The sequence below is a fragment of the Acidovorax delafieldii 2AN genome, from assembly GCF_000175235.1.
In the GTDB taxonomy this organism is placed as follows: Bacteria; Pseudomonadota; Gammaproteobacteria; order Burkholderiales; family Burkholderiaceae_C; genus Acidovorax; species Acidovorax delafieldii_B.
The window spans coordinates 22076-35568 of record NZ_ACQT01000021.1 but is presented as its reverse complement, the minus strand read 5'-3'; the positions used below and the strand labels follow the sequence as shown (position 1 = coordinate 35568).

Sequence of the window (13493 nt, the reverse complement as noted above, 5' to 3'; positions counted from 1 at the left end):
CCAGCAGCTGGCGCACGCGCTGCACCAGCAGGCGGTCGCGGCGGTAGTGCAGCACCGTGAGCGGCAGGGCGTGCTGCAGCATCTGGCGCAGGGCCTGTTCGTCGCGGCGCAGGGGCAGGTGCAGGTAGCGGGCGTCGAAGTGGATGGCCGTGCGCGGCGCGTGGAAGGTGACTGGGGCGCGGAACAGCACTGCATACGCATCGGCGTGCGGCGGGGCGTCGAACGCAAATTCGGCAGCGATGAGGGGGATGCGCGAGTCCACCATCCAGCACGCCAGCCCGTGCGCATTGCGCAGCACAGATACCAGGCAAAACTCGCGCAGCACGCCCAGGTCGTGGGCCTCGGTGATCGCCAGGGTGGCGGTGTCGCCAGCGGTGGTGAGGTGCAGGGCAATGTCGTCCGTCAGCAGCCCATGGTGGCGGCACCAGCGGGCCAGGGCCACCTGCAGCGTGGGCGAGCTGATGCTGGCGCGCGCCAGCATGCCGTAGCTGCCCCAGGGCAGGCGGCGGCTGAACCAGCCCAGGGCTTCGTCGTCCAGCTCCTGCATGGCGGCGTCGGAGATCTGCTCCATCTGCCAGGCGGTAATGCGGGCGCTGTCGTCGTGCAGCAGCTGCGGCGCAATCTGTGCCTGGGCCAGGGCCCGTTCGGGGCTCAGGCCGCGCCGCTCGTACGCCAGGGCAATGGCCCGCACAAAGGCGATGGGCGTGGCGGCGGGAGCGGATGGAACCGCAGGCAGGCGGTGGTCGGTGGGGGCAGATGGCTTCACGCCGTCGAGTGTGCCAGCCGTGGCACGATTTGCAACCATTGTGGCAACCCGACTGGGTCCGGCGCTTCTATGCTTGCGAATCGCCCGCCATGCGTGCAGGGCCGGATGACAGAGGAGACACACCATGACGAGTGCAGCCGCAACAAACTCCGCACCGCTGGTGGATAGCTACGCCCGTGGCGCCACCGACGTTCCCCTGATCGAGCAGACCATCGGCGCCTTTTTTGCCGACATGGTGGCCCGCCAGCCCGACCGCGAGGCGCTGGTGAGCAGGCACCAGGGCCGCCGCTACACCTATGCCCAGCTGCAGGCCGAGGCCCACCGCCTGGCCAGCGCACTGCTGGGCATGGGGCTCGCACCGGGTGACCGCGTGGGCATCTGGTCGCACAACAACGCCGAATGGGTGCTGATGCAGTTGGCCACCGCGCAGGTGGGCCTTGTGCTGGTCAACATCAACCCCGCCTACCGCACGGCCGAGGTGGAATACGCGCTGAACAAGGTGGGCTGCAAGCTGCTGGTGACCATGGCGCGCTTCAAGACCAGCGACTACCTGGGCATGCTGCGCGAGCTGGCGCCCGAGTGGGCACACGGCGCACCGGGTCAGCTGGAGGCGCAACAGTTGCCCCTGCTCAATACCGTGGTGTGGATCGATGAAGCTGGGCAGGGCACGGACGAACCGGGCCTGCTGCGCTTTTCGGACCTGATCGCACGCGGCAACGTGGCCGACCCGCGCCTGGCCCAGGTGGCCGCTACGCTCAAGGCTACCGACCCCATCAACATCCAGTTCACCAGCGGCACCACGGGCTTTCCCAAGGGGGCCACGCTCACGCACCGCAACATTCTGAACAACGGCTTCTTCATCGGCGAATGCATGAAGCTCACGCCCGAAGACCGGCTGTGCATCCCCGTGCCGCTGTACCACTGCTTTGGCATGGTGCTGGGCAACCTGGCGTGCCTGACGCACGGCGCCACCATCGTCTACCCCAACGACGGGTTTGACCCGCTCACCGTGCTGCAGACCGTGCAGGACGAGCGCTGCACCGGCCTGCACGGCGTGCCCACCATGTTCATCGCCGAGCTGGACCATCCGCGCTTTGCCGAGTTCAACCTCGGCACGCTGCGCACCGGCATCATGGCCGGATCGCCCTGCCCGACTGAGGTGATGAAGCGCGTGGTGGAGCAGATGAACCTGCGCGAGATCACCATTGCCTACGGCATGACCGAGACCAGCCCCGTGAGCTGCCAGAGCAGCACCGACACGCCGCTGGACAAGCGCGTCTCCACCGTGGGCCAGGTACAGCCGCACCTGGAGATCCAGATCGTGGACCCCGACACCGGTGCCGTGGTGCCCATCGGCCAGCGCGGCGAGTTCTGCACCAAGGGCTATTCCGTCATGCACGGCTACTGGGGTGACGAGGCCAAGACCCGCGAGGCGATTGACGAGGGCGGCTGGATGCACACCGGCGACCTGGCCACCATGGACGCCGAGGGCTATGTGAACATCGTCGGCCGCATTAAGGACATGGTGATCCGTGGCGGCGAGAACATCTATCCGCGCGAGATCGAAGAGTTTTTGTACCGCCACCCCCAGGTGCAGGACGTGCAGGTGGTGGGCGTGCCCGACCAGAAGTACGGCGAAGAACTCTGCGCCTGGATCATCGCCAAGCCCGGCACCAAGCCCACCGAGGACGACATCCGCGCCTTCTGCAAGGGCCAGATCGCCCACTACAAGGTGCCGCGCTACATCCGCTTTGTCACCAGCTTTCCGATGACGGTGACGGGCAAGATCCAGAAGTTCAAGATCCGCGACGAGATGAAGGATCTGCTGGGCCTGGAAGAACAGAAAACCGCTTAAGGCAATGAAGCACCCCCTGAGCCGCTTCGCGTCTTCCCCCTCCAGGGGGACGCCGCCACTGGCCCGGCAAAGCCGGTTCCACGGCGGCCTGCGCGTGGCCTGCTCCGCGGCCTTCAGTGCCACCGGCCAGCCGGTGGCACTACGTAATCCCAAGATATCGATGGAGCTTGCATGATTCTCGACACCCAACTCAACGCCCGCTCGGCGGACTTTTTGGCCAATGCCGCCGCCATGCGCACGCTGGTGGATGACCTGCGCGCCCAGCTCGACAAGGTGGCCCAGGGCGGCGGCGAAGCGGCCCGTGCCAAACACACCGCACGCGGCAAGCTCTTGCCGCGCGAGCGCGTCCAGATGCTGCTGGACCCCGGGACGCCGTTCCTCGAACTCGCGCCGCTGGCCGCGCTCAACATGTACAACAACGACGCACCCAGCGCAAGCCTCATCGCCGGCATCGGCCGAGTGAGTGGGGTGGACTGCATGATTGTGTGCAACGACGCCACGGTGAAGGGCGGCACCTACTACCCGCTGACCGTGAAGAAGCACCTGCGTGCGCAGGAAGTGGCGCAGCAGAACCATCTGCCGTGTATCTACTTGGTGGACTCGGGCGGCGCCAACCTGCCCAACCAGGACGAGGTCTTCCCCGACCGCGACCACTTCGGCCGCATCTTCTTCAACCAGGCCAACATGAGTGCCATGGGCATCTCGCAGATCGCCGTGGTCATGGGCAGCTGCACGGCAGGCGGGGCGTATGTGCCCGCGATGAGCGACGAGTCCATCATCGTGAAGAACCAGGGCACCATCTTTTTGGGTGGCCCGCCGCTGGTCAAGGCCGCCACGGGCGAGGTCGTGACGGCCGAAGACCTGGGCGGCGGCGATGTGCACACGCGCCTGTCGGGTGTGGCCGACCACCTGGCGCAGAACGACCTGCATGCGCTGCAACTGGCACGCAATGCAGTGCGTAATTTGAATAAAAACAAGCCGCAGGCGCCCGCAGATAATGCGCCGGTAGCTCCTAAATTCGCAGCAGAAGAGCTTTACGGCGTGATCCCCGTGGACACGCGCAAGCCGTTTGACGTGCGCGAGATCATCGCCCGCATCGTCGATGGCAGCGAGTTCGACGAGTTCAAGGCACGCTACGGCACCACGCTGGTCACGGGCTTTGCGCGCATCGAAGGCATGATGGTGGGCATCATCGCCAACAACGGCATCCTGTTCAGCGAGTCGGCCCTCAAGGGCGCGCACTTCATCGAGCTGTGCTGCCAGCGCAAGATTCCGCTCGTGTTCCTGCAGAACATCACCGGCTTCATGGTCGGCCGCAAGTACGAGAACGAGGGCATCGCCCGCAACGGCGCCAAGATGGTCACGGCCGTGGCCACTGCCAACGTGCCCAAGTTCACCATCATCATCGGCGGCAGCTTCGGCGCCGGCAACTACGGCATGTGCGGCCGGGCGTACTCGCCGCGCTTCCTGTGGATGTGGCCCAACGCGCGCATCAGCGTGATGGGTGGCGAGCAGGCGGCAGGTGTGCTGGCCACCGTCAAGCGCGACGGCATCGAAGGCAAGGGTGGGCAGTGGAGCATGGAGGAAGAAGAAGCCTTCAAGGCCCCCATCCGCCGCCAATACGAAGACCAGGGCCACCCCTACTACGCCACCGCCCGCCTGTGGGACGACGGCGTGATCGACCCCGCTGACACCCGCCGCGTGCTGGCGCTGGGTCTGGCGGCCACGCGCAACGCGCCGATCGAAGACACCAAGTTCGGCCTGTTTCGCATGTAACCCCGCCGGGAGCCGCCATGGACGCTGTTGCCCACTTCACCCAGCTTGCACGCTACAACGTGTGGGCCACGGCGCGCCTGCTCGATGCCGTGCGGGCGCTGCCTGACGAGGCCTACCGGCGCGACATGGGCCTGTTCTTCCATAGCATCCACGGCACGCTCAACCACCTGCTGGTGGGTGAACACCATTTGTGGTTCGTGCGCTTTGCCGAAGGCATCTCGCCCAAGGTGGCGCTGGACGCCGAGCTGGAGAGCGACCGCGTGCAGCTCGATGCCCGCCTGCGCGAAGGCGCTGCGCGCTGGGCGCCGCTGATCGCTACGTTCAAGCCCGACCGCTGGACCGGCACCCTCGACTACACCACCATGCGCGGCACGGCGGCATCGCTGCCTTTTGCGGCCACGCTGGCGCATGTGTTCAACCACGGCACGCACCACCGGGGCCAGATCACTGCGGCATTGACCGCGCTGGGCCAGCCTTGCCCCGAGCTGGACCTCGTCTACTTCCTGCAAAACCCGTCCAAGCCATGAGCAGTCAGAACCTTTCCATCACCCAGACCGGCGCCGTGGCGCGCATCACGCTCACGCAGCCCGAGATTCGCAACGCGTTCAGCGACGAAGTCATTGCCGAGATCACCGCCGCCTTTGTGGATGTGGGCGGGCGTGCTGATGTGCGCGCCGTGGTGCTCGCCGCAGAAGGCCCTGCTTTCTGCGCCGGTGCCAACCTCAACTGGATGCGCCGCATGGCCGACTACACGCGCGACGAGAACATCGCCGACGCGGGCAAGCTGGCCGAGATGCTGCGCGTGATTTATGAATGCCCCAAGCCCACCATCGCCCGCGTGCAGGGCGATGTGTACGCAGGCGGCATGGGCCTGGTGGCTGCGTGCGACATGGCCGTGGCCGTGGACACGGTGGGCTTTTGCCTCAGTGAAGTGAAGCTGGGGCTCATCCCCGCCACCATCAGCCCTTATGTGATCCGTGCCATGGGCGCACGCGCTGCGCACAGGTACTTCCTGACGGCCGAGCGCTTTGGCGCTGCCGAGGCGCTGCGCATTGGCTTTGTGCACGAAGTAGTGGCGGCTGACCAGCTCGACGCCAAGGTGGACGAACTGCTCAAGGCCCTGACCAGCGCCAGCCCCAACGCCGTGCGCGTGTGCAAGAAGCTGGTGATGGATGTGGCCGAGCGCGAAATCAATGCCGGGCTGATTGCCGCCACCGTGCAGGGCATTGCCGACATCCGCGCCAGCGACGAGGGCAAGGAAGGCGTGCAGTCCTTCCTTAACAAGCGCAAGCCAGCGTGGTTGTTGGCTTGACCTGCTCACGCTGATCGCACCCGCCCATGGACACCCTCTGGTTCAACATCGTTCAGTGGCTCCACACGCTGGGGCTGCATGTCGACGGCGGCACCGCGCGCGCCGTGGGCGATGCGGCAGCCACGGCCACGGCGCGGCTCGACATGCCCAGCCTGCTTGCACTGGCTGCGGCACTGGGCTGGGCCAGCGGCTTTCGGTTGTACGCAGTCGTTTTCCTCGTCGGCATGATGGGGGTGCTGGGCTGGATGCCCCTGCCGCCCGGCTTGGCGATGCTGCAGCACCCGCTGGTGCTGATGGTCAGCGGTTGCATGCTGATGGTGGAGTTTTTTGCCGACAAGGTGCCCTGGGTGGACAGCGCCTGGGACGCCATCCACGCCTTCATCCGCGTGCCTGCGGGCGCGGCCTTGGCTTACGGCGTGTTCGGTGCCGATAACGCGACCATGGCCGTGGTGGCGGGACTGCTGGGCGGCTCGCTCTCTGCCACGGCCCTGGCCACCAAAATGACCACGCGGGCTGCCGTGAACACCTCGCCCGAGCCGTTTTCCAACTGGGGTCTGTCGTTCTTTGAAGACGGCTTGGTGGTCGCCGTCGTGTGGCTGGCCACGCAGTACCCGGTGGCGTTTGGTGTTGCGCTGGTGGTGATGGTGGTCGTGTCGGTGCTGCTGCTGATGGTGCTGTTCAAGTTTCTGCGCGCCGTGGTGCGGCGCCTTTCCTCTTTCTTTTCTGGCTCCCCTGGAGTGGCTTAAATGTTTACAAAAATTCTGATTGCAAACCGCGGTGAGATCGCCTGCCGAGTGGCCGCCACTGCCAAGCGCCTGGGCGTGAAGACCGTCGCGGTGTATTCCGATGCCGATGCGCAGGCCAAGCATGTGGCCGTCTGCGACGAGGCCGTGCACATTGGCGGCAGCGCGCCCAAGGACAGCTACCTGCGCTGGGAGCGCATCATCGACGCCGCCAAGGCCACGGGCGCGCAGGCCATCCACCCGGGCTATGGTTTCCTGAGCGAGAACGAAGACTTTGCCAAGGCCTGTGCCGACGCAGGCCTGGTCTTCATCGGCCCGCCTGCGAGCGCCATCAATGCCATGGGGCTGAAGGCTGAGTCCAAACGCCTCATGGAGCAGGCCCAGGTGCCCCTGGTGCCCGGCTACCACGGGGCTGACCAGGATCCGGCGCTGCTGCAACGTGAGGCGGACCGCATTGGCTACCCCGTGCTCATCAAGGCCAGCGCGGGCGGCGGTGGCAAGGGCATGCGCGCCGTGGACAAGGCCGAGGACTTTGCGGCAGCGCTCGACTCCTGCAAGCGCGAGGCCATCAACAGCTTTGGCGACGATGCGGTGCTGGTCGAAAAATACGTGCAGCGCCCGCGCCACATCGAGATCCAGGTGTTTGGCGACACGCACGGCAACTGTGTGTACCTGTTTGAGCGCGATTGCTCCGTGCAGCGCCGCCACCAGAAGGTGCTGGAGGAAGCGCCCGCTCCCGGCATGACGCCGGAGCTGCGCGCCCGCATGGGCGAGGCCGCTGTGGCCGCCGCCAAGGCTGTGAACTACGTGGGCGCGGGCACGGTGGAGTTCATCGTCGAGCAGCCCGGCGGCTACGACGCCCCCGAGCAGATGAAGTTCTACTTCATGGAGATGAACACCCGCCTGCAGGTGGAGCACCCTGTGACCGAGGCCATCACCGGCCTCGACCTGGTGGAGTGGCAGCTGCGTGTAGCGTCTGGCGAGCCCTTGCCGCTGAAGCAGGAAGACCTGCGCATCCACGGCCACGCCATCGAGGCGCGCATTTGCGCCGAGAACCCCGACAACAACTTCCTGCCCGCCACCGGCGCGCTCAACGTGTACGCGCTTCCCGATTGCGTGACCTTCGAGCGGGGCGCGGTGCGCGTGGATTCCGGCGTGCGACAGGGCGATGCGATCAGCCCGTTTTACGACTCCATGGTGGCCAAGCTCATCGTGCACGGCGACACGCGCGAACAGGCGCTGGCGCGGCTGGATGAAGCCCTGGCGCAGACCCACATCGTGGGCCTGGCGACCAACGTTCAGTTTCTGCGCCGCGTGGCCCGCACCGATGCATTTGCCAGTGCCAAGCTGGACACGGCGCTGATCCCGCGCGAGCAGGCCGTGTTGTTCCACCAGGAGCCCGTGGGCTTGCCCCTGGCCGCTGCGGCGGCCGTGGCGCAGGCCCTGCTGAATGAGCGCGCCAGCGAGGGCGTGGACCCGTTCAGCCGCCGCGACGGCTTTCATACGCATGGCGTGGTGCAGCGCCGGTTTGAATTTGAATTTGGCGGTGAACACGCCAAGGCGCTGCTGACTTACGAGCGTGGTGGTGGCTTGCACCTGAAGGTGGGCGAGGGCGACGCCGCCGTGGCCGGGCCGCTGGTCTTTGGCGCAGCGCCCCAGGGTGCTATCGAGTTGCAGTTTGCCGGCCAGCGCGCCCGCGCCGCCGTGTACGCGCAGGGCGAGGTGGACCATGTGTTCACCCCGCTGGGCGCCACGCAGATCACCGCCATCGACCTGTTGGCGCACTCCGGTGAATCGGCAGCGGAAGGTGGCCGCTTGACGGCCCCCATGCCCGGCAAGGTCGTGTCGTTTGCGGTGAAGGCGGGCGATGCCGTCACCAAGGGTCAGCCCCTGGCGGTGATGGAAGCCATGAAGATGGAGCACACCATCGCCGCCCCGGCCGATGGTGTGGTGCAGGAGCTTCTGTACGCGCCCGGTGACCAGGTGGCCGAAGGGGCCGAGCTGCTGAAACTGGTGGCGGCAGAAAAGGCGTAATGCTCTGGTGGGCACCCCCGCGCGCGACAGCGCCGGGGGCGCAATGCCGTTACCCTTGGTCGCCATGAAAATCACCTTTTGTTGTACCGACACCAAGGCCGAGCCCTGGTTGCAGGGCCTGGCGGCCGCATTGCCCGGCGCTGATATTTCCGTGTGGCAACCCGGCGCTCCGCAGGCCGACTACGCTGTGGTCTGGGCACCGCCCCAGCAGTTCATGGACGAGCAGCCGGGCCTCAAGGCGCTGTTCAACATTGGCGCGGGGGTGGATGGGTTGCTCAAGCTGCGCTTGCCGCCCAACGCGCTGGTGGTGCGGCTGGACGATGCGGGCATGGCCGTGCAGATGGCCGAGTACGTGTGCCACGCGGTCATCCGCCACTTCCGCGAGTTTGACGGCTATGAGGCCGACACCCAGGCGGGCCGCTGGGGCTACCGCAAGCCCCGCCTGCGCAGCGACTACCCCATCGGCGTGATGGGCCTGGGCGTGCTGGGCGAGCGCGTGGCCAAGGCGCTGGCGCAGTTTGACTTCCCGATCAACGGCTGGAGCCGCAGCCCCAAGGCGATTGACGGCGTGCGTGCTTTCACGGGCGCGGATCAATTCAATGACTTTCTGGCCGCGAGCCGCGTGCTGGTCAATCTGCTGCCCCTCACGCCCGAAACGACGAACGTGATCAACAAAGACACGCTGGGTCGCCTGTTGCCCGGCGCCTACGTCATCAATGTGGCGCGCGGCGCGCACCTGGTGGATGAAGACCTGCTTGCCGCCATAGCCAGCGGCCATGTGGCCGGTGCGATGCTCGATGTGTTCCGCACCGAGCCGCTGCCAGCGGGCCACGCGTTCTGGAATCACCCTTGCATCACCGTCACGCCCCACACCTCGGCGCGCACGCTGCGCGACGAGAGCATTGCCCAGATCGCGCGCAAGATGGCGGCGCTGGAGCGGGGCGAGGCCGTGGCCGGTGTGGTGAATCCCGCGCGGGGTTACTGAGCCCCCGGCTGCTGGGGATGGGGCTCAGTCCACCGTCACGCCTGCATCGCGCACCAGCTTGCTCAGGCGCTGCGCGTCGGCCTTGATCAGTGCGCCAAAGTCGGCCGCGCTGCCCGCCACCACGGGCGTGCCGATAGCCTCCCATTTAGCGCGGAAGGCGGGTTCCTTGAAGATGGCGTTGACCGTGGCGTTGAGCTTGTCGATGGTGGCCTGGGGTGTGCCAGCGCGCACCGCAATGCCATGCCAGCCCGTGATCTGGTAGCCCGCAATGCCGGCCTCGGCCATGGTGGGCACGTTGGGCAGCACCTTGGCACGCTCGCTCGATGTGACGGCCAGCGGGATCAGTTTGCCCGCCTGGATGTGGGGCAGCGAGCTGCCGACGATGTCGAACATCACGTTCACCTGCCCGCCGATCAGGTCATTGAGCGCGGGGCCTGCGCCCCGGTAGGGGATGTGCCCCATTTTCACGCCCGCCGTGGTGTTGAACAGCTCGCCTGCCAGGTGCTGCGGTGTTCCGTTGCCGGCTGACGCGTAGCTCAGCACCGGCTTGCCTGCCTTGGCCATCGCCAGAAATTCGGCCAGTGTCTTGACGCTCAGCGAGGGGTGCACTTCCAGCACCAGCGGGAAGGCGGAGAGCTGGATCACCGGTGCCAGATCAGACAAGGGGTTGAAAGGCATGCTGGCGTACAGCGAGGAGTTGACCGCCATGGGGCCGCTGGCGGCCAGCAGCAACGTGTGGCCATCGGCCGGGGCCTGCTTGGCCACCTCGGCGCTGCCCGTGTTGCCACCGGCGCCGCCCTTGTTGTCCACCACCACAGGTACACCCAGGCGGCTTTGCAGCTCGGGCTGCAGCATGCGGGCCATCAGGTCGGTGGGTCCACCGGGCGGGTAGGGCACCACAAAGCGGATGGTCTTGCTGGGGAAGGCGGTGGCGGCCGTCTGCGCCGCAGCGTGACCTGCGATGCCCAGGGCCAGGGGCACGGCAAGGGCTGCGTGCAGCACGGCGCGCCGGGCGCCGCGATGCGTGGATAAGGAAAGGTGGCGGTGGTGCATGTCTGTCTCCTGTGGGGATTGATAAAGCCCGTCTGCTGCGGGTTGATGTCAATGGATGGGGAGCGCGATGGAGCGGTGCCGCTCAGCCTGCGCCAAAGCGCTGCCGGATGTCAGCGGCGGTGGCCAGCGGGCGGCCCAGCGCGGCGGCCGCTTCGACGGCCTGGCGCACCAGCGCGGTGTTGTCGGGGGCCACGCTGCCGTCCTTGCACAGCAGGTTGTTTTCAAACCCCACGCGGGCGTGGCCGCCAAACGCGGCAGCGGCGGCCACACAGGCGTTCTCTGCCGCCCCGAAGGCGCACACGGCCCAGGGCTCGTTGCCGTCATGGGCGTTCAGAAAAGGCAGCAGGTCGCGCGGGCTGGAGGTCTGGCCCGCGCTGTAGCGGCCCAGCACAAACAGCAGGAACCAGGGTGCATCGGGCACCACGCCACTGGCGCGCAGCGCCTGCCAGCGGCACAGGTCTGCCACGTCATACAGGATGACCTGCACCATGGTGCGGCGCTGGGCCAGGCCGGTGAAGAAGCGCTGCACTCCGGCTTCGCCGATCTCGGGCTTGTCTATTTCGCGCAGGCCGATGGACACGGCCTCGGGTTGCAGGGCCTCCACCATGGCGATCTGCGCGGGGGCCTGGTACACGCCTGCGGCTTCGCTGGTGATCTGGATGACCATCGCATCGCCCACGGCCTGGCGCACCACGCGCTGTGCCTCACGGTAGCCCTCCACATCGAGGCTATGGCGGCCTTGCGCGTCGCGGATATGCATGTGCAGCATGGCCGCGCCCGCATCCAGGCAGGCCTTGGCCGTGGTGGCCAGCGCGGCGGGTGTGATGGGCACGGCGGGGTGGTCGGCGGGCTGCTTGTAGGCGCCGTTGGGGGCCACGGTCACGATCAGCGGGTCGGCCCACTGGCTGGGGGTGGCGGGCGATGCACTCATGCGCGGGCTCCGGTGTTTGATGGGTTGTCAGTAGGGGGCTCGATGGTGGGCAGCTCGCTGGCCAGCAGGGCCAGGCCCTGGCGCAGCAGCGTGTCGTAGCGCGCGCGCTCGGCCTGCTTGCGGTCTTCCGGCCAGTCAAAGAAGCCCTTGCCGGTCTTCATGCCGAGCTGGCCCTGGGTCACCTTGTCGCGCAGGGCCTGGGCAGGCACGTCCGTGTTGGACAGCGTGGGGTACATGGTGGCGGCGGCGGCCGTGTGCACCTCGATGCCCGCGTGGTCGCGCTGGAGCACCGGGCCTGCAGCGAGGAACCGGAAACCAAAGCCGAAGCGCACGGCAGCGTCCACGTCCTCGGGCGAGGCAATGCCTTCGTCGATGAGTGCAAAGGCCTCGCGCGAGAGCGCATGCTGCATGCGGTTGGCCAGAAAGCCGGGCTTGTCCTTCTTCACCAGCACCGGCACACTGCCGCAGCCGCGCATGAAGGCGTGCAGCCAGGTGCCCAGTGCCGGGTCGCTGCGCTCGCCCAGCACCACCTCCACCAGCGGCACCAGGTGGGCGGGCATGAAGAAGTGCAGGCCCAGCATGCGCTGCGCCGTGGCCAGCCCCTGGGCGATGGCACTGATGGGAAAGCCCGAGCTGTTGCTGGCCAGCACGGCGTTGGGGGGCGCCACGGTTTCCAGCTCGGCAAACAGCTTTTGCTTGGCGGCCAGTTGCTCGGTGATGCACTCGACCACCAGCACGACGCCGCTCCAATCCACGTCCTGCAGGCTGGCGCACACCTGCACCGGGCCGGCATGGGTGGCCTGGCTTGCGGCGGCCAGCTCCTTGGCGATGTGGGGCAGCAGCAGTTCCCGGCGTGTGGCATGCGGGTCCACCACCGTGACCTGGGCCCCGCCCCGGGCCAGCACCACGGCCACGTCGGCACCCATGGTGCCCCCACCCACGACCACCGTGCGAGCGTTGCGCGGCGAATTCTTGTCCATGTTGTCTCCTGGTTCCGTTGGGGAGCCAAGCCCTTCAGGGCCCGGCAAGTGTTGTTGTGGGGCAGTCTAGGTAGCTTCAATTGCGCGGTCCAGACGTCTTTTTCGATAGACTGATCTGTCATGAAGATCAATTGGTCGGCCCGCGAGGTCGATGTTTTTCTGGCGCTGGCGGACACGCTCAGCTTTCGGCGCACGGCGCTGCAAATGCATTTGTCGCAGTCGGCGGTCTCGGGCACGCTGGCGCGGCTGGAGGAGATGCTGGGCGCGCGGTTGTTTGACCGCACCACGCGCACCGTACAGCTCACGCAAGCGGGCGAGGTGTTTGCCGAGCAGGCGCGGTTTCTGCGCCACCAGATGGATGAGACCGTGCGCCGTGTGCAGGCCGTGGCCCAGGTGCAGGTGGGGCGGCTGGCATTGGCGGCCTTGCCATCGCTGGCGGCGGGCGCTGTGCCACGCGCATTGGCGCGTTTTGCGGCCGAGCACCCGGGGGTGCACCTGGAACTGTTCGACTGCCTGGCAGGCCCCGCGTTTGACATGGTGCGCGCCGGGCGGGTGGACTTTGCCCTCACGGCGGCCAACCCCGCCTATGCGGACCTGGACTACACGCCGCTCGCTTCCGATCCGTTTGTGCTGCTGGTCGGGCGCTCGCACCCGCTGGCCCGTGGCCGCGGCGCGATCGCCTGGGCCGATGTGGCCGACCTGCCGCACATCTCGATGCCTGCAGGCACTAGCGTGCGCCAGTACGCCGACGAGGCGCTGCTGACCCACCGCATCCGTTTTGCCCCGCAGTATGAGGTGGAGCACCTGGCCACCATTGCTGCCATGGTGGCGGCGCAGCTGGGCGTGAGCGCCTTGCCCGAACTGGCGGCGCAGGTGGTGCGGCGCCCCGAGGTGGTGACGCGGCCCCTCAAGCAGCCCCTGCTGCGCCGGCCCATCGGCCTGGTCACGTTGCGCGGGCGGCGCCTGTCGCTGGCGGCCGTGCAGATGGTGGCGTTGCTGCGGCAGGAAATGCAGCAGGGCGGCGCAGCGCCATGAAGCGCCGTTTGCTGGTGCGCCGG

Annotated in this window: 12 protein-coding genes; 8 read left to right on the top strand and 4 right to left on the bottom strand. The window is 67.3% G+C overall.

Features of this window, described 5'->3' with window-relative positions:
* The coding region (locus ACDELDRAFT_RS05675) for an AraC family transcriptional regulator (protein ID WP_005794391.1) at positions 1-805 on the bottom strand (805 nt) is incomplete at its 3' end.
* A gap of 85 nt (positions 806-890) precedes the next feature.
* On the opposite strand from ACDELDRAFT_RS05675, the gene ACDELDRAFT_RS05670 reads away from it, so the two are divergent.
* The 7 genes from ACDELDRAFT_RS05670 (at position 891) to ACDELDRAFT_RS05640 (ending at position 9471) form a co-directional block, all read left to right on the top strand.
* On the top strand, positions 891-2621 hold the full coding sequence (locus ACDELDRAFT_RS05670) for an AMP-binding protein (protein ID WP_005794389.1): 1731 nt from the start codon (positions 891-893) through the stop codon (positions 2619-2621).
* 171 nt (positions 2622-2792) lie between these two features.
* Positions 2793-4397, top strand: a complete 1605-nt coding sequence (locus tag ACDELDRAFT_RS05665) for a carboxyl transferase domain-containing protein (protein ID WP_005794387.1) — start codon at positions 2793-2795, stop codon at positions 4395-4397.
* A gap of 17 nt (positions 4398-4414) precedes the next feature.
* Positions 4415-4924, top strand: coding sequence for a DinB family protein (locus tag ACDELDRAFT_RS05660; RefSeq protein ID WP_005794385.1), 510 nt, complete (start codon positions 4415-4417; stop codon positions 4922-4924).
* The gene (locus tag ACDELDRAFT_RS05655) at positions 4921-5709 is read left to right on the top strand and encodes an enoyl-CoA hydratase/isomerase family protein (RefSeq protein WP_005794384.1); all 789 of its coding nucleotides are present in this window, start codon (positions 4921-4923) and stop codon (positions 5707-5709) included. Before ACDELDRAFT_RS05660 ends, ACDELDRAFT_RS05655 begins: the two co-directional genes overlap by 4 nt.
* A 26-nt stretch (positions 5710-5735) precedes the next feature.
* The gene (locus ACDELDRAFT_RS05650; protein WP_005794382.1) at positions 5736-6455 is read left to right on the top strand and encodes a DUF4126 domain-containing protein; all 720 of its coding nucleotides are present in this window, start codon (positions 5736-5738) and stop codon (positions 6453-6455) included.
* Entirely contained in the window at positions 6456-8486 is a 2031-nt protein-coding gene (locus ACDELDRAFT_RS05645) for an acetyl-CoA carboxylase biotin carboxylase subunit (protein ID WP_005794380.1), read from the top strand.
* 64 nt (positions 8487-8550) lie between these two features.
* Positions 8551-9471 carry a 2-hydroxyacid dehydrogenase gene (locus tag ACDELDRAFT_RS05640; protein ID WP_040328221.1) on the top strand — a complete coding sequence of 307 codons (921 nt, stop codon included), beginning with the start codon at positions 8551-8553 and terminating at the stop codon, positions 9469-9471.
* A gap of 24 nt (positions 9472-9495) precedes the next feature.
* On the opposite strand, the gene ACDELDRAFT_RS05635 is transcribed toward ACDELDRAFT_RS05640, so the two are convergent.
* The 3 genes from ACDELDRAFT_RS05635 to ACDELDRAFT_RS05625 all read right to left on the bottom strand — a co-directional run bounded on the left by ACDELDRAFT_RS05635 (position 9496) and on the right by ACDELDRAFT_RS05625 (position 12435).
* The gene (locus ACDELDRAFT_RS05635; protein ID WP_005794377.1) at positions 9496-10524 is read right to left on the bottom strand and encodes a Bug family tripartite tricarboxylate transporter substrate binding protein; all 1029 of its coding nucleotides are present in this window, start codon (positions 10522-10524) and stop codon (positions 9496-9498) included.
* Positions 10525-10606: 82 nt separating this feature from the next.
* Positions 10607-11455: a 3-keto-5-aminohexanoate cleavage protein gene (locus tag ACDELDRAFT_RS05630; protein ID WP_005794375.1), complete on the bottom strand. Its 849-nt coding sequence runs from the start codon at positions 11453-11455 to the stop codon at positions 10607-10609.
* Positions 11452-12435: a 3-hydroxyacyl-CoA dehydrogenase family protein gene (locus tag ACDELDRAFT_RS05625; RefSeq protein ID WP_005794373.1), complete on the bottom strand. Its 984-nt coding sequence runs from the start codon at positions 12433-12435 to the stop codon at positions 11452-11454. The genes ACDELDRAFT_RS05630 and ACDELDRAFT_RS05625 overlap by 4 nt, the downstream gene beginning before the upstream one ends.
* Before the next feature lie 120 nt (positions 12436-12555).
* On the opposite strand from ACDELDRAFT_RS05625, the gene ACDELDRAFT_RS05620 reads away from it, so the two are divergent.
* Positions 12556-13470: a LysR family transcriptional regulator gene (locus tag ACDELDRAFT_RS05620; protein ID WP_005794371.1), complete on the top strand. Its 915-nt coding sequence runs from the start codon at positions 12556-12558 to the stop codon at positions 13468-13470.
* The last annotated feature ends 23 nt before the right edge of the window (positions 13471-13493 follow it).

What these genes read in the sequence shown, in the direction of transcription:
- ACDELDRAFT_RS05655 (WP_005794384.1), top strand. Translation starts at nt 4,921, where the DNA reads ATGAGCAGTCAGAACCTTTCCATCACCCAGACCGGCGCCGTGGCGCGC.
- ACDELDRAFT_RS05645 (WP_005794380.1), top strand. Translation starts at nt 6,456, where the DNA reads ATGTTTACAAAAATTCTGATTGCAAACCGCGGTGAGATCGCCTGCCGA.
- ACDELDRAFT_RS05670 (WP_005794389.1), top strand. Translation starts at nt 891, where the DNA reads ATGACGAGTGCAGCCGCAACAAACTCCGCACCGCTGGTGGATAGCTAC.
- ACDELDRAFT_RS05635 (WP_005794377.1), bottom strand. Translation starts at nt 10,524, where the DNA reads ATGCACCACCGCCACCTTTCCTTATCCACGCATCGCGGCGCCCGGCGC.
- ACDELDRAFT_RS05640 (WP_040328221.1), top strand. Translation starts at nt 8,551, where the DNA reads ATGAAAATCACCTTTTGTTGTACCGACACCAAGGCCGAGCCCTGGTTG.
- ACDELDRAFT_RS05620 (WP_005794371.1), top strand. Translation starts at nt 12,556, where the DNA reads ATGAAGATCAATTGGTCGGCCCGCGAGGTCGATGTTTTTCTGGCGCTG.
- ACDELDRAFT_RS05630 (WP_005794375.1), bottom strand. Translation starts at nt 11,455, where the DNA reads ATGAGTGCATCGCCCGCCACCCCCAGCCAGTGGGCCGACCCGCTGATC.
- ACDELDRAFT_RS05660 (WP_005794385.1), top strand. Translation starts at nt 4,415, where the DNA reads ATGGACGCTGTTGCCCACTTCACCCAGCTTGCACGCTACAACGTGTGG.
- ACDELDRAFT_RS05625 (WP_005794373.1), bottom strand. Translation starts at nt 12,435, where the DNA reads ATGGACAAGAATTCGCCGCGCAACGCTCGCACGGTGGTCGTGGGTGGG.
- ACDELDRAFT_RS05650 (WP_005794382.1), top strand. Translation starts at nt 5,736, where the DNA reads ATGGACACCCTCTGGTTCAACATCGTTCAGTGGCTCCACACGCTGGGG.
- ACDELDRAFT_RS05665 (WP_005794387.1), top strand. Translation starts at nt 2,793, where the DNA reads ATGATTCTCGACACCCAACTCAACGCCCGCTCGGCGGACTTTTTGGCC.